General features: G+C 69.4%; 13 protein-coding genes and 1 tRNA gene. 7 read left to right on the top strand and 7 right to left on the bottom strand.

Annotated features, from left to right (window positions below; translation table 11 throughout):
• The first annotated feature begins 150 nt into the window (after positions 1-150).
• On the top strand, positions 151-438 hold the full coding sequence (locus Q0053_RS13040; protein ID WP_298100847.1) for an integration host factor subunit beta: 288 nt from the start codon (positions 151-153) through the stop codon (positions 436-438).
• A 7-nt stretch (positions 439-445) separates the two neighbouring features.
• Positions 446-865, top strand: coding sequence for a large-conductance mechanosensitive channel protein MscL (gene mscL / locus Q0053_RS13035; protein ID WP_298100845.1), 420 nt, complete (start codon positions 446-448; stop codon positions 863-865).
• 21 nt (positions 866-886) lie between these two features.
• On the opposite strand, the gene Q0053_RS13030 is transcribed toward mscL, so the two are convergent.
• Positions 887-2,032 carry an N-acetyltransferase gene (locus Q0053_RS13030; RefSeq protein WP_298100841.1) on the bottom strand — a complete coding sequence of 382 codons (1,146 nt, stop codon included), beginning with the start codon at positions 2,030-2,032 and terminating at the stop codon, positions 887-889.
• Positions 2,033-2,203: 171 nt separating this feature from the next.
• On the opposite strand from Q0053_RS13030, the gene Q0053_RS13025 reads away from it, so the two are divergent.
• The 4 genes from Q0053_RS13025 to Q0053_RS13010 all read left to right on the top strand — a co-directional run bounded on the left by Q0053_RS13025 (position 2,204) and on the right by Q0053_RS13010 (position 8,514).
• Positions 2,204-2,857 (top strand): hypothetical protein, encoded by a 654-nt coding sequence (locus tag Q0053_RS13025; protein ID WP_298100840.1) that lies wholly within the window; start codon positions 2,204-2,206, stop codon positions 2,855-2,857.
• Entirely contained in the window at positions 2,763-4,373 is a 1,611-nt protein-coding gene (locus Q0053_RS13020) for a DNA polymerase Y family protein (protein WP_298100839.1), read from the top strand. The genes Q0053_RS13025 and Q0053_RS13020 overlap by 95 nt, the downstream gene beginning before the upstream one ends.
• Positions 4,370-7,651, top strand: a complete 3,282-nt coding sequence (locus Q0053_RS13015) for an error-prone DNA polymerase (protein WP_298100837.1) — start codon at positions 4,370-4,372, stop codon at positions 7,649-7,651. The genes Q0053_RS13020 and Q0053_RS13015 overlap by 4 nt, the downstream gene beginning before the upstream one ends.
• A gap of 308 nt (positions 7,652-7,959) precedes the next feature.
• Positions 7,960-8,514, top strand: coding sequence for a hypothetical protein (locus tag Q0053_RS13010; RefSeq protein ID WP_298100836.1), 555 nt, complete (start codon positions 7,960-7,962; stop codon positions 8,512-8,514).
• 8 nt (positions 8,515-8,522) lie between these two features.
• Here the strand turns inward: Q0053_RS13010 and Q0053_RS13005 are convergent, their stop codons facing one another.
• From Q0053_RS13005 to Q0053_RS12985, 5 genes are all read right to left on the bottom strand, one after another.
• Positions 8,523-8,708: a hypothetical protein gene (locus tag Q0053_RS13005; RefSeq protein ID WP_298100835.1), complete on the bottom strand. Its 186-nt coding sequence runs from the start codon at positions 8,706-8,708 to the stop codon at positions 8,523-8,525.
• Positions 8,701-9,804, bottom strand: a complete 1,104-nt coding sequence (gene hppD, locus Q0053_RS13000; protein WP_298100833.1) for a 4-hydroxyphenylpyruvate dioxygenase — start codon at positions 9,802-9,804, stop codon at positions 8,701-8,703. Before hppD ends, Q0053_RS13005 begins: the two co-directional genes overlap by 8 nt.
• A gap of 108 nt (positions 9,805-9,912) precedes the next feature.
• Complete coding sequence (locus tag Q0053_RS12995; protein WP_298100831.1) at positions 9,913-11,226, bottom strand: serine hydrolase; 1,314 nt, start codon at positions 11,224-11,226, stop codon at positions 9,913-9,915.
• A 3-nt stretch (positions 11,227-11,229) separates the two neighbouring features.
• Positions 11,230-13,242: a M1 family metallopeptidase gene (locus Q0053_RS12990; RefSeq protein ID WP_298100829.1), complete on the bottom strand. Its 2,013-nt coding sequence runs from the start codon at positions 13,240-13,242 to the stop codon at positions 11,230-11,232.
• Between the two features lie 54 nt (positions 13,243-13,296).
• Positions 13,297-14,556: a multidrug effflux MFS transporter gene (locus Q0053_RS12985; protein WP_298100827.1), complete on the bottom strand. Its 1,260-nt coding sequence runs from the start codon at positions 14,554-14,556 to the stop codon at positions 13,297-13,299.
• A gap of 103 nt (positions 14,557-14,659) precedes the next feature.
• On the opposite strand from Q0053_RS12985, the gene arsC reads away from it, so the two are divergent.
• Complete coding sequence (gene arsC / locus Q0053_RS12980) at positions 14,660-15,061, top strand: arsenate reductase (glutaredoxin) (RefSeq protein ID WP_298100825.1); 402 nt, start codon at positions 14,660-14,662, stop codon at positions 15,059-15,061.
• A 63-nt stretch (positions 15,062-15,124) separates the two neighbouring features.
• Here the strand turns inward: arsC and Q0053_RS12975 are convergent.
• Positions 15,125-15,209, bottom strand: a tRNA-Leu gene (locus Q0053_RS12975).
• Between the last annotated feature and the right edge of the window lie 80 nt (positions 15,210-15,289).

The following is a 15,289-nucleotide window of genomic DNA, read 5'->3' as shown; positions in this document are numbered from 1 at the left end:
CGGAACGGGCAGATTTATGAGCGTTAACGGACATTTCGGCCGTTAATCCGCATCTCGGGCCTTTTTCCCCCGACAGGGGAGGGCTAGTGTGCTTCAGCAAACCGCGTTCGGATGCACCCGGATGCGGCCAACTGGGCGGGGGCCTGCCGGATGATCAAGTCAGAGCTGATCGAAAAACTCGCTGCCGAGAATACGCACCTGACCCACACCGAGGTCGAGCGGGTGGTCAATATCGTGCTGGGGCGGATGGTGGATTCACTGGGCGACGGCGGTCGCGTTGAACTGCGTGGCTTCGGGGCCTTTTCGGTGCGGGCCCGCCCGGCCCGGGCCGGACGCAATCCGCGGACCGGCGAGACCGTCGATGTGCCCGCCAAGGCGGTGCCCTTCTTCAAGAGCGGCAAGGAGCTGCGTGAGCGGCTGAACGCCGGGGACGCCTGAGGCCACCATGGGAATGATCTCCGAGTTCAAGGACTTCATCTCGCGCGGTAACGTCATCGACCTGGCGGTCGGCGTGATCATCGGGGCCGCCTTCGGGAAGATCGTCACCAGTCTGGTGGAACAGGTCGTCATGCCGCCGATCGGCCTGTTGCTGGGCAAGGTCGATTTCTCGAACCTGAAATGGGTGTTGTCACCCGAGGATCCGGCCACCACGGCGGTCGAGGAAGTGGCCATCCAGTACGGTGCCTTCATCAACACCCTGATCCAGTTCGCGATCGTCGCCTTTGTGATCTTCCTGATGGTCAAGGCGATCAACAAGCTGCGCCGCGAGAAGGCGGCCGAGCCGGAGGCACCACCCGCCCCGACCGCGACCGAGGCCCTGCTGGCCGAGATCCGCGATGAACTGAAGGCGCGGCCGCGCGTCTGACCGACCTCGCGCGAACCCTCGTCAGGCCCGGGCGGTGACCGTCGCCAGGACCCTGCCGCGGCGTGCCACGGAGCGGTTCTGCAGCGGCAAGGGTCTCAGACAGGCGGCATAGTCGCCGTCATAGGGGGTCGGCGACCACAGGGCCGGATCCGGAGCCCCTTGGGCGAACCGGACGTGACAGTGACCCCAGCCCCCTTCGCGCCGCGTGACATTGGCATGCCGGCCCAGGCGTGAGAGGCCCTGCGGCGTCATGGTCTGCAGCCTCAGCTTGGCGGCCCCCATGGCCCGGGCGGCCAGTTTCAGGCCGTCCATCAGCGTCGGAATGGCCTCGCTGTCGTCCGCGAGGGCCTCAAGGTCGATGATCTCCAGCACCGGCGGCTCCAGGCTGTTGCCCTTGGCCATCTGGGCCATGGCATAGCCGGTGACGGCCCCGTCGCGCCGATGGGCCAGCAGCAGGGGCGGGATGGTGATATCCGGATCGGCCAGGCGCCAGCGCAGCATGGCCGGGCTGCGGTCGGCCAGCAGTCGACCCTCGTTTTGCAGTGTTTTCCAGAAGCGGGCGAAGGGCGAATCGTCGGTCAACTCGGTCAGCAGCGACACGCCGATTGGAAAGGTGATCCGCGGTGTCTCCCACAGTCGGGCGTTCAGCAGTGGCTCGTCCAGGGCGGCGATCGTGTGCGGCGCAATCCGGCCGGCCGCCCTCAGGGCCCGTCCGGCCAGAAGGGGCAGGGGCGACAGGATCCAGCTGAGCTTCAGCGCATGGGTCTGTTCCGGCCAGGCGACCATGCCGTGGCGGTGATACAGGGGTTGTGACCGGCGGTTGGCGTTGAAGACCCAGGTGGCAAACATGCCGGGCTGGTGGCTGAAGGCTTCGAGCAGGACGCGGCTGGCTCCGCGGGCCCCGGGCGCGACGATGACGGAAAACCCTGTCGCCCCGTACAGGACCTGATCGCCCAGCCAGAAGCGCTGCACCAGATTGCCGACATGGGCCGCCGGTTGTCCGTCGGGGCCGTCTGTCACCCATCCGGCCGCCGCCTTCGCCTCGAGCCGGGCCGGATTGTCATACAGCCAGCGCCAACCTGCGGCCGAACGCGCCGGCCAGCCGACCAGGCGGTGCAGCGCCTGGACAGCGGGGTAGTCGTCCGGGGTCAGTTCGCGGGGCACCATTTCTGGTCGGGTCTCTTTTCGGGGCAGGATCAGCCTCCGGGGCCGCATCGACGCAGGAAGCGGGCCAGCTCCGGCGGCGCTGGAACAGGCCCGGCCGGGCCGCGCCGGATTCAGGATTTGACTCCGGGCGGATATGGAACAAAAAGTGAACATATCGTTTTCCGGATTCCCATGACCGCCGCTTCCCCTCTCTCGTCAGACCCCTATCCGGAGCCGCCGGCACCGCTGGAGGAGGCGTGCGCGTCAGAGCCCCGCGACATGGCGGCCCTGTTGCTGTTCGCCCTGTCACGGCGGATCGCGGGGGACCGGCGGCCCGTGCTGATGACCGCGCCCCGGGCCTGGTTCAGGGAGCATGGGCGGCCTTACGGGCCCGGCGCAGCGGGCGTTCCACTGATCCTGGCCCCGACGACGACGGCGGCCGAGGCACTGTGGGCCCTGGAACAGGCCCTGCGCTCCGGGGCGGTGGCCCTGGCCCTGGGGGCGGTGGACGGGGCCAGCCTGGCTCAGACGCGGCGGCTGGATTTCGCGGCCAGACAGGGCGAGGCGGTGGGCCTGATCCTGCCCCGGGGCCTGGACGGGCTGAGCGCGGCGCGGCGGCGCTGGCGCATCTCGACCTGCGGGAGTGCGACGGACCCCGACGACCCCCGGGCCCCCGGTCCGGCGCGGCTGGTCGCCGAACTGGTCCGCGGCCGGGGCGAGCGGCCGGGTGCCTGGATACTGGAGCAGGATGATGAGACGCATCGTCTCCGTCTGGCTGATCGACTGGCCGGTGACGGTCTGGCGGCGATCGGCCATGCGGGCGCGCCGTCCGGCCTCGCCGCCTGACCCCGCCCTTGATCCACAGACCCCCTTCGCCCTGGTCCTGAAGAACAGTCGGGGCGCGGCGATCCTGCACGCCCTCAATCCGGCCGCGCGCCGGGCCGGTCTGCGCCGGGGCCAGACCCAGGCCGACGCCCGGGCCATGATCCCGCACCTGATCTGCAAGCCGGCCGATCCAGAGGCCGACGCCCGGGCTCTGACGGCGCTGGCGGTCTGGGCCGGGCGCTGGTCGCCCTCGATCAGCCTCGATCCAGCCAGCGATGGGCTGGAGGGCCTGTTCCTCGATGTCACCGGCGCGACCCATCTGTTCGGCGGCGAGGCGGCGCTGCTGGCCCAGATCCGGGACCGGCTGGCCGAGGCCGGGGCGCGGGCGCGCGTGGCCGTGGCCCCCACCCCCGGCGCGGCCTGGGCCCTGGCCCGCTGGGGCGAGGCGGGGGGCGAGGGGGCGATCGCCGACGAGGAGACGGTCCGGGACCGTCTGGCTCCCCTGCCGGTCGAGGCCCTGCGCATCGATCAACGGACCCTGGCCCAGGCGCGGCGGTTCGGGCTGAAGCGGATCGGCGACCTCTATCCCATGCCGCGCGCAGGACTGGCGCGGCGCTTCCGGGACGGGGCGGGCGTGGGGCTGGTGCAACGACTGGATCAGGCGCTGGGGTTCGCGGGCGAGGCCCTGACCCCGGTGCGGCCACCACCGAAATACCGGGCCTGGCGGACCTGGATGGAGCCGGTCGAGGACATCGAGGGCGTGGCGGCGCGGTTGAGCGAACTGGCCGTCGACCTGTCCGCGCCACTGCTGCGCGACGGGCAGGGGGCGAAGGCCCTGACCCTGACGGGCTTCCGTTCGGACGGCGGGACCTCCGGTCTGTCGGTGCGCATGGGCCGGCCGGGGCGAGACGCCGGCATCTGGCTGCGACTGTTCCGCGAGGCGGGGCTGGGCCGGCTGGAACTGGGCTTCGGTCTCGACGCCCTGATGCTGACCGCCGACGAAGTTGAGCCGATGACGGCACTTCAGGGGGTGCTGGAAAGCGAGGCCGGGGCGAAACAGGCCGAAAGCCTGGCCGCCCTGATCGACCGGCTGACGGCCCGGCTGGGCGAGGACCGGGTGCTGACGCCCGAGCCGGTGGACAGCTGGGTCCCCGAACGGGCCGAGCGCTGGCGGCCGGCGCTGGGGCGGTCGCCGACGGCGGCGAATGACGACATGGGCCGTCGGCCCCTCCTGCTGCTCGATCCGCCCGAGCCGGTGGAGGCCATCGCCGAACTGCCCGACGGGGCCCCGGCCCGCTTCACCTGGCGCAGGCTGTCGCGACGGGTGACCCGCGCCGACGGCCCGGAGCGGCTGTCGCCCGAATGGTGGCGGCCCCGCCCCGACGACCGGCAGGTCCGCACCCGCGACTATTACCGCGTCGAGGATGACGCGGGCGGGCGCTACTGGCTGTTCCGCGAAGGGCTGTACGGCCGGGAATACTCCGGCGACCCGGCCGAGCGCGCGCCTTCGTGGTGGATGCACGGGGTCCTGCCGTGATCGGCTGGGACGGCGCGTATGCCGAGCTCGGGGCCATGACCAATTTCAGCTTTCTGGAGGGGGCGTCGCATCCCGCCGAGCTGATGCATCAGGCGAAATCCCTCGGCCTGGCCGCCGTCGGCGTGGCTGACCGCAATACCCTGGCGGGCATGGTCCGGGCCCTGATGGGGGCGGAGGCCGTCGACCTCCCGCTGGTCGTGGGGTCCCGGCTGGGCTTCACTGACGGGACCGAGCTGATCGTCTTCCCGCGCGATCGCGCCGCTTACGGCCGCCTGTGCCGCCTGCTGTCCCTGGGCAAGAGCGAGGCCTTCTCCTCCCCACTGCGTGAGGAGGAGACACGTATCGAAAAAGCCGAGACGCGGCTGACCTTCGAACAGGCGCTGGCGCTGGGTGAGGGGATGATCGCCCTCGTTCCTGCGCCGGAACGGCCCGACGCAGCCTTCGAGGCGCGGCTGGCGGCCTGGCGAAGGCGCTGGCCGGACGACCTGTATCTGGCCGTGGCTCCCCTGTGGCGGGGCGATGACCGTGCACGGATTAACCGGCTGGCGGCCATGGCGCAGCGTACCGGGGCCCCGATGATCGCCACCAATGCCGTGCTGTATCACCACCCCGGACGGCGGACCCTGCAGGACGTCCTGACCTGCATCCGCGAGGGGACGACGATCGACAGGGCCGGGCGGCGGCTGCAGGCCAATGCCGAGCGCCATCTGAAGCCGCCGGCCCAGATGGCGCGGCTGTTCCGGGGCCATGAGGCGGCGCTGGCGCGGACCATGACGGTGGCGCGGGCCTGCACTTTCTCACTGCGGGAGCTCAGCTATCAGTACCCGGACGAACCGGTCCCGTCGGGCTATTCCGCCCAGGGCTGGCTGGCCCGGCTGACCCTGAAGGGGGCCCGGTCGCGCTGGCCCGGCGGCGTCCCTAAGGCGATCCGGGCGATCATCCTCAAGGAGCTCCGGCTGGTCCGCGAGCTTCGCTATGCCCCCTATTTCCTGACCGTCCACGACATCGTCGCCTGGGCCCGGTCCCGGCCCGATCCGATCCTGTGCCAGGGCCGGGGGTCGGCGGCCAATTCGGTGATCTGCTTCTGTCTGGGCATCACCAATGTCGACCCCACCCGACAGGAGGTGCTGATCGAGCGGTTCATCTCCGCCAACCGGTCCGAGCCGCCCGACATCGACGTCGATTTCGAGCACGAGCGGCGCGAACAGGTGATGCAGTATGTCTATCAGCGCTACGGCCGCGACCGGGCGGGGATTGTGGCGACCATCATCCACTACCGCCCGCGCTCGGCGATCCGCGACGTGGGCAAGGTTCTTGGCCTGACCGAGGACGTCACCGCCCGCATGGCCGACACCGTCTGGGGCTCGGGGGGAGCCGGGGTGAAGGACGAACATGTCGATCGCGCCGGGCTGAGCCGCGACGACGTCCGCATGAAGCTGGCCCTCGAACTGACCGCCGAACTGATCCGGTTCCCCCGCCATCTCAGCCAGCACGTCGGCGGCTTTGTGCTCAGCCAGAGCCCGCTGATCGAGATCGTGCCCGTCGGCAATGCGGCCATGGCCGACCGGACCTTCATCGAATGGGACAAGGACGACATCGACTTCCTCAAGCTGATGAAGGTCGATGTGCTGGCGCTCGGCATGCTGACGGCGATGAAGCGGGCCTTCCGCATGATCGAAACCACCTATGGCCGGCCCCTGCCCGACACCGCCGCCGTCCCGGTCGAGCGGCGGGGGGTCTACCGCATGCTGTGCCGGGCGGATTCCGTGGGCGTCTTCCAGGTCGAGAGCCGGGCCCAGATGTCGATGCTGCCGCGCCTGCGGCCGATGGAATTCTACGATCTGGTGGTCCAGGTCGCCATCGTCCGGCCCGGCCCGATCCAGGGCAATATGGTGCACCCCTATCTGCAGCGGCGGCTGGAACGGCGGACCCATGAGGCGCGGCACGGGCCGGGCAGCTACCGCTTCTCCATGCCGGGCTCGGCCGCCGATCCGGACGAACTGGCCAATGTCCTGCGCAAGACGCTCGGCGTGCCCCTGTTCCAGGAACAGGCGATGAAGATCGCCATGGTCGCGGCCGAATTCACCGGCGAGGAGGCCAATGGCCTGCGCCGCGCCATGGCCACCTTCCGGCACAACGGCACCATCGGCAATTTCGAGGAGAAGATGGTCGGGCGGATGATCGCGCGCGGCTATGACGCCGAATTCGCGCAGAACTGTTTCAACCAGATCAAGGGCTTCGGCGAATACGGCTTCCCCGAGAGCCACGCCTGTTCCTTCGCCCATCTGGTCTATGTCTCGGCCTGGGTGAAATGGTTGTACCCGGACGTCTTCGCCGCCTGCCTGCTGAACAGCCAGCCCATGGGCTTCTATGCCCCGGCCCAGATCGTCCGCGACGCCCGCGAGCACGGGGTCGAGGTGCGGCATCCGGATGTGAACGCCAGCGACTGGGATGCCTCCCTGGAGCCCCGCTCGCGCCGCCGCCGCCACGCCCTGCGGCTGGGGATGCGCTCCATCGACGGCTTCCGCCGGGACTGGGCCGAGGCGATCATGGACGCGCGGGCGGAGGGCCCCTTCCTCGACCTCGACGACCTGCGCCGCCGCGCCGCCCTGACACCGCCGGCGCTGGACCGGCTGGCCGAGGCGGATGCTTACGGGTCGCTCGATCTGACCCGACGGCAGGGCGTCTGGGCGGCCAGGGGCGCGGCCCCGGCGGCCTCCGCGCCCCTGTTCGAGGCCATGGGGCTGAACGAGGCCGACGGCCGCCCGCCCGAGGCCCTGCCGCTGCTGACGCCGTCGGAGGAGGTGGTCGGCGACTACCAGACCCTGCGCCTGTCGCTGAAGGGCCATCCGGTCAGCTTCCTGCGCGAGCGGCTGACGGGCGTCGGAGCCCTGACGGCGCGTGACTATCCGGCGCGCCCCAACGGCCGGAAGGTCGCCGTCGGCGGGGTGGTGCTGGTCCGCCAGCGGCCCGGCACGGCCAAGGGCGTCTGCTTCATGACCCTGGAGGACGAGACCGGCGTGGCCAATCTGGTCCTCTGGCCCGATGTGTTCGAACGTTTCCGGCCTGTGGCGATGGGCGCGCGCATGGTGCTGGCGCGGGGCAAGGTCCAGACCGCCGAGGGCGTGACCCATCTGGTCGTCGACCATCTGGACGACTGGACCCCGATGCTGGGCGACCTGACCCCGGACACCGCCCCGGGCTCAGCCCACGCCCCGGCCCGCGGTCGGCATCCGCGCGATGTGCGGGTGCTGCCGGGGTCGCGGGAATTTCATTGAGGGTGGCGCGGTCCTTGTCATCCCCGACGGAGCGAAGCGGAGATCGGGGACGGGACGGGCTTTCCATCTGTCCCTCCCGGACAGCCCGCAGGGCTGAGCCGGGAGACGGGCGGGTGCCGCGCTGTGACCTGACCCGTCTCCCGGCTCGCTGCTGACGCAGCGTCCGGGAGGGTGAACGAGTGGTGGGCACAAGCGTCCCGGATCGCCGCTGCGCGGCGTCCGGGATGACAAGCGTTCATCGCCTTCCGTGGGATGTGGTGACTGCACTCCGATGATGGCATCGTGCCCGACACAAATAGGAGCCGATCATGGATTGCCGCAGCTTCGTCCGATTTGGCGTCCTCACAGTGCTACTGAGCACGCCCGCCATCGCCAGCGCCCAGGATCGCCAGATACCGTCCGACCGGTTGGTGACCATCACGGTCACCGAAGACCGGCCTTACACAATCGCTCATTCGATCGTCATCGAGGCGGGCCAGCCCGTTTACGCGCGAACCGGGGCGGAGCTGGAAGGTCGCTCATGGACGGCGACGCGCACCTCCGAAAGAGGGACCGAAACCATCGACTCCGACGCCTGCCCCGCATTGCGCACGATCGCCCTGTCTTTCGCAACCCTGCCGCCGTTACAGGTCCGGCCGATGCCGTCCGTCGCTCACGGCGGCGAACCCGGCGCGGCCCTGCCGATGTCGCCCTCAAGGAAGGACGGCTTCTCGACCCGGCTGGCGTTCGCGTCCGAGACCGCCGACGGTTCCTATGCCTCGGTCGAAGTGGCCGGGGGCAACGACTACAGTCGGTGGGGGCATGACGCCGTATCGGCGCTACTGCGATGCTGGGGACCGCTGACGCCGAGCCGGGTGCCCTGAACTTCAGCCTACCCCCGCCGCCGCACCCGCCACACCCAAACGCGATACCCCACGATCGGCGCAAACCCGCCCACCAGCGCGGCGATCAGGACCGTCCAGAAGCCGCCGCCGAGGCCGTATTCGCCGACCGCGGCCCCGACCACGGCCGCGAGCAGCGGGCCGAGCCAGGGCAGCCAGTACGGCGGCTTACGCATCTACCTTGATGACGCCGCGCCGGATCTGGTCCAGCTCGATGGAGTCGAACAGGGCCTGGAAATTGCCCTCGCCGAACGCCTGGTTGCCCTTGCGCTGGATGATCTCGAAGAAGATCGGACCGAAGGTGTCCTGGGTGAAGATCTGCAGCAGCAGGCCGTCCTCGTCCGAGCCGTCGATCAGGATGCGGTTCAGCCGCATCCGGGCCACGTCCTCGCCGTGGTTGGGCAGGCGTTTGTCGATCAGGTCGAAATAGGTCTCGATCGTATCCTGGAAGGGAATGCCGCGACGCTTCAGCTCTTCCACCGTCTCGAAGATATTGTCGGTCGCCAGTGCGATGTGCTGGATGCCCTCGCCATTGTAGCGGCGCAGGAATTCCTCGATCTGGCTGTTCTCGTCCTGGCTCTCGTTCAGCGGGATGCGGATGGCGCGGTCGGGGGCGATCATCGCCTGGGACAGCAGGCCGGTCGCCTTGCCCTTGATGTTGAAGTATTTCTGCTCCTCGAAGGCGAAGACGTCGCCGTAGAAGCCGGACCAGGTGCGCATCTGGCCGCGCCGGACGTTGTGGGTCAGGTGGTCGAGGCTGAACAGGTTCACCGAATTCTTGCGCTCGGCCTCTTCCCAGCCCTCGATCTCGTCCCAGCTGTCATAGAGGGAGCCGGCCTCGCCATAGGCGTCGATGATGTAGAGCAGCGAGCCGCCGATGCCCTGCAGCACATAGGGATAGCCGCCGGCCAGGGCCCCGCCCTCGTGACCCTCGGCCGGCTTGGCACCGCGCGACACCGCGCCCTCGAAGGCCGATTTCGCATCACGGACGCGGAAGGCCATGCCGTTGGCCGAGGGGCCGTGCTCACCGGCGAAGGCGGCCGCCTGCCCCTTGGGCGAGCGGTGGACCAGCATGGTGATGTCGCCCTGTTTCAGGCGCACCACATCATTGGCCGGGTTCACATGGGTGGCGGTGAACCCCATCAGCTCCAGCCGCGCCACCATGGCCGCCGGATCGGGGCCGGTGAATTCGACGAATTCAAAGCCGTCGACGCCCAGCGGGTTTTCCTTGTCGAGGCGCGCGGCCGCGTCGGTTTGGGGGGCGTCATGCATGGGGGGCTCCTGAAAGCGCGTGTCGGCGTTGGCCGCCGTTTGTCGGGCGGAAACTAGGGGCGGAGAGGCGCGAAGGGAAGGTGGGGCGTGGTCACAGGGCCGGGAGCGTCACCCGCGCCCGGCAAAGGCGGCCAGGGCGGCGTCGAAAATCAACTCCTCCCACGGAGCGGCGGCCGAGCGCGCACCCGACAGGCCCTCGCCGTCCCGGGGCGTGCCGGAGATCATATAGGTCAGGGTGCGGCCGTCCCGCCGGTTCCAGAACAGGCCGGACTGCAGGCCGTAGGCGATGCCGAAATGACCGCGCCAGTCCCGCGAATCGGGACCCAGGAAGGCGTCGCCCTCGCGCCCGGTCAGGATGTGTACCGACAGGCCATAGCTCTGGAGCAGGCCCCGGTCCGGATCGCCGTTCGGGGCTGCGGGATCCCAGGTCCAGAGCGGCGCGCTCATGCGTTCTATGGTCTCACGCGCGACCATCTTCGGAACGCCGTCATGACCGGCATAGGACCGGGCCAGCCGGTCGAGGTCGCGGACCGAGGCCCGCAGCCCGCCCTGGGGCGAAAAGACAAAGCCGTTCTCGCCGGGGACATAGTCATCCGCCGTCAGGCCGGGGGTCTCGGCCGGGGTGGTGACGCGAATGGCCGGGGCGGGGGCAACCTCGCCATCGACCTGCGGCTCCCAGACCCCGTCGACCGGCCGGCAGGCGGCGGAGGCGCGGGCGCGGACGCTGTCGGGCACGCCGCTCCAGTTCAGCCCGCTGTAAAGGCCCAGCGGGTCCAGCGTGGTGCGTTTCAGGAAACGGTCGAACCGCTCGCCGGACACCCGCTCCGCGATCTGGGCGAGGACGGCGAAATTGACATCGGCATAGGCGAAGAAGCCCGGCGGCTCGGACGCCGGGGCGAACCAGCCGCCGTCGTCGAAATGCCGCCCGCCGGCGGTGAAGGCCTCGGCCAGATGATGCCCGAGCGGGACCGGATAGCTGGGGCCGTTGCGCAGGCTCGAGGTGTGACTGGCCAGCATGGCGGGGGTGATGCGGATGTCCGGATGGTCCGGATGGCGCAGGCGAAAGCCCGCCAGATCACCCGCGTCGTCGTCGAGCGAGAGCCGGCCCGCCTCGACCAGGGTCATCAGCGCGGTAATGGCCACCAGCTTGGTGACCGAGGCGATCCGCATCGGCGTGTCGAGGGTGAAGGGGCGGGTCCGCAAGCTGCCGCCGACCGTCAGCCGCCCCGACCCGTGGGCCTCTTCCAGCACCACCCGCCCGGCACCGTCCCGGGCGATCACGCCGACGCCCATGACCGTGTCCGGCCGGGCCGGATCGGCCAGGGCGGCGAGCGTCCCGGCCTCCGTGCCTGCGCGCGCGGCACTGCCGATCCAGGGCAGGACCGCGGCGGCGGCGATCAGGCTGCGGCGATCCGGGCGCATGGCTCAGGGGCGACCCACCACGGCATCGACCGAATTGGTCGTCACCGGGTGATAGCCGGGGCGAGCCCGGGCATACAGCGACGTGGCGATGCCCCGGCCCCAGTCGCCCTCGGCCCACAGGCTGGTGAACAGCGGCAGGACGAATTTGCGCCGCCCCATGGTGGTCAGGAACCGCTCCAGCGTCGGCACGGCAGGCTGGTAGTGGTGCTGGACCGCGATCTGCAGCCAGGCGAACACCAGCTCGGCATTGCCTTCCTCGCGCAGCTTCAGGGTCGCCTCCAGATCGGCCAGCTGGGCCGGGGTCAGCCAGTCGGCGCCCGCGACGCGGCCCTCGGGACGCCAGGCGAGGAAGCGCTGGCGCTCCTGCGTCGACCAGCCGGCCCAGGGCACCGCAGCGGCCGGGCCACCGGCATGGAAGGACCGGGCCGCCGCATCCACCGGCGCAAAGGCCCCCGACACCGGCGGCACCCAGTTCGACGGCATGCCCGACTGATAGATCCAGGCGTCCATCATCAGCTGGTCTTCCAGGGCGCGGGTCGTGACCAGATGGGTGCGGATGTCCGCGAGGAACATCTCCGTGGTCATCGGCCGGAAGGCGTTGCGCTCGAAATAGCCCTTCAGCCAGACATCGAACCGTTCGCGTCCGACAATCCGCTCGATGGTGAACAGCAGGGCCGCGCCCTTCTCATAGGCCACATCGTTCATGCCCTCGTCGGGATCACGTCCGACCAGGTTGAGCTTCAGCCGGGTGTCTTCGGGGGGCAGTCTCGCGAGGACCGACTGCAGGTCGCCCCAGCCCAGCGACTGCAGCATCAGGGCGCGGTCGCGGCCATAGACCGCCTCCATGATCCGGTTCTCGAAATAGACGGTGAACCCCTCATTGAGCCAGAAGTCGTCCCAGGTGGCATTGGTGACCAGATTGCCCGACCAGCTGTGCGCCAGCTCATGCGCCACCAGACTGACCAGCGACTGGTCGCCGGCGATGATGGTCGGGGTGGCGAAGGTCAGGCGCGGATTCTCCATCCCGCCGAAGGGGAAGCTGGGCGGCAGGACCAGCAGGTCATAGCGGCCCCAGCGATAGGGGCCGTAGAGCGCCTCGGCCGCATCGACCATCCCGGCCGTGGGGGCCAGTTCAGCCTCGGCGGCATGCAGCATCGAAGGCTCGGTCCAGACGCCGGTGCGCTCATCGATCGGCGCGAAGGCGACATCGCCGACAGCAATCGCAATCAGATACGGCGGGACCGGATTGGTCATGCGGAAGTTCCAGCGCCGTTGCCCCGTCTCCTGGTGGTACAAGGTCGGGATTTCGCCCTCGTCGGGCGAACGCATCTCACCGCTCATGACGGCTCTCAGGCCAGCGGGCACATCAATACCGGCCTGCCAGGACTGTCGAATGCCGGGGCTGTCCTGGGTGGGAATCCAGGTGCGGGTCAGGATGGCCTGCCCTTGGCTGAACAGATAGGGCTTCTGGCCGCCGGCGGTCTGTTCCGGCTTGAGCCATTGCAGGGCGGCGGCATCCGGACGCGTCGAATAGGCGATTACGACGGTGCGGAAATTGTCTTCCGCTGTCGTCGGCGTGTCGAACCACACGGTCAGCGACCGGCCAAGAATCGGATCCTCGGGCCCGAGTTCGTAACGCAGCACCTTGTCGCCACCTATGACCCAGTGGATGTCCAGGTTCCGCGTGTCGAGAACAACGTGGTCCGCGCCCGGCCGGCCGATGACGCCGAGTTGGGCAGTGCCCGAGAGAACCTTGGCGTCGAAATCCGCAGTCAGCAGCAGTGAAACATTCACCACGCGGGCGATTTCCGGCCGGGCGTGGGAGTGAACGTCGCGCACCCCGGGTATCGGTTCCGGCCACTGCCGAACGCCGTAGAACATCCTGCCGATGTCGGCGGCTGTGACCGCTGGGGGCGATGACGGCATCGGTGCCGCGTCAGGGGCCGCTGATGGGAGCGTGGCACAGGCCGCGACGATGAGAGCCGTCGAGAGGGCCGAAAGCAGCGTGCGGAACATGACTGTGTCCTTGAACGTCAACGCTGCGGACAACGCCCCGTCCGGCCGGAAAGATCAAGAGGCGGCCGGAACCGCAGGCAGGTTCCGCGCCCGGAACAGCTGTCCGCGCTCCGCGAACAGGACGAAGACCAGTGCCGCCAGACCCAGCAGGACGAAGCCGGTCGTCATCGGCACGGTCGAGCCGTTGAACTGCTGGCCGATCAGAAAGCCCAGTGTCGCCCCGCCGGTGGTCGAGATGAACCCCTGGGCTGACGAGGCCGTGCCCGCGATATGGCCCATCGGCTCCATGGCCATGGCGCCGAAATTGCCGGCGATGAAGCCGAAGCAGAACATGGTCAGGGCCTGCAGGACAGCGAAGGTCCAGATCGTCTCATGGCCCGACACCGCCACCGCCGCATGGATCGTCGACATGGTGATGAAGCCCAGCAGGGCCGTGTGCGAGATCAGTCGCGACCCCAGCCGCTCGACCAGCCGCGCATTGAGCAGGGAGGCCACCGCTATGCCGCCCGCAACCGCGCCGAACAGGACGGTGAACAGGCCCGGCTCATGGAAGACGTCGAAGAAGATCTGCTGGCTGGAATTGATGAAGCCGAACAGGGCCCCCGAGATGGCCGTGATGGCGAGGGTATAGCCGATGGACCGCCGGTTGGTCAGGGCCAGGCGGAAGGCCGAGGCGATGCGGCCGACCTGGATCGGCATCCGGTCCTCCGGATGCAGGGTCTCGGGCAGGCGGATCGCGGCCCAGATCGCGAAGGCGGTGCCGGCGGCCGCCAGCACGCCGAAGACCCCGCGCCAGGGGGCCATGGTCAGGACCAGCTGGCCCAGCGCCGGGGCCAGGATGGGCACGCCGAGGAAGACCAGAAAACTCAGAGACATCACCCGCGCCATGGTCCGCCCCGAATAGCGGTCGCGCACGATCGACACGGCCAGCACCCGCAGGGCCGCCGCGCCGATCCCTGTGCCGACCCGGGCCGCGATCAGCAGTTCGAACGTCGGTGAAAACGCCGCCAGCAGACTGAACACGACATAGAGGGCCAGTCCGGTCATCAGAACCGGCTTGCGCCCGAACCGGTCGGCCAGCGGGCCATAGACGATCTGGGCGATGCCGAAGCCCAGCAGATAGGCGGTGATGACCCACTGCCGACCGTTCTCCGATGCCACGCCCAGGGCATCGCCGATGGCCGGTAGGGCGGGCAGCATGGCGTCGATGGCCAGGGCGTTCAGCGCCATCATCATGGCGATCAGGGCCACGAACTCGGGAAAGCCCGGGCCCTTGAAGGCGGGGGCGGCGGGTCCGGAGCCAAGCGCAGTCATCGGGGTCAGATGCGGGCTGCGGATTGCGGGCGCAAGCCTCGAAACGGCGGCGGAGGGTGATTTCTCCCGGGCCGGATGTTAGGTCCTCCTCCCGGAGCGCCCCATGACCGACTTCCCCGTCACCATCTTCCACAACCCGGCCTGCGGCACCTCGCGCAATGTCGTGGCCATGGTCGAGGCCGCCGGCTACCGGCCCGAGGTGGTCGAATATCTGAAAGCCGGCTGGACCGTCGATCAGTTGAAGGCCCTGTTCGCCAAGGCCGGCCTGACGCCGCGCGAAGCCATGCGCGAGAAGGGCTCTCCGGCGACCGAACTCGGCCTGCTGGACCCCGGCACCCCGGACACCGCCATCCTTGCCGCCATGGTCACCCATCCGGTGCTGGTCAACCGCCCGATCGTACGCACGCCGAAGGGGGCCGCCCTGTGCCGCCCGTCGGAAAAGGTGTTCGACCTGCTGGAGCAAGCGCCGGACCGCTTCGTCAAGGAAGACGGCCAGGTGGTCTGAACCGGCCCTGCTTCGCCTGATCTGCCGGGACGGGTCCTGCGAAGCCCGAAGGGCGAAGCAGGATGGTGCGGGCGGTCGGGCTCGAACCGACACTCCTCTCGGAACCGGATTTTGAGTCCGGCGCGTCTACCAGTTCCACCACGCCCGCACAGGCCGGTTGCTCGCTTCGGCAGGCGCGCTTGGTAGCTCGCGCGGTCCGATCAGGTCAATCGGGAACGGTGTTCAGGG

Origin of the sequence: Brevundimonas sp. (assembly GCF_027487935.1) — a bacterium.
Lineage (GTDB): Bacteria > Pseudomonadota > Alphaproteobacteria > Caulobacterales > Caulobacteraceae > Brevundimonas.
This window is presented reverse-complemented; position numbering and strand designations above follow the sequence as displayed.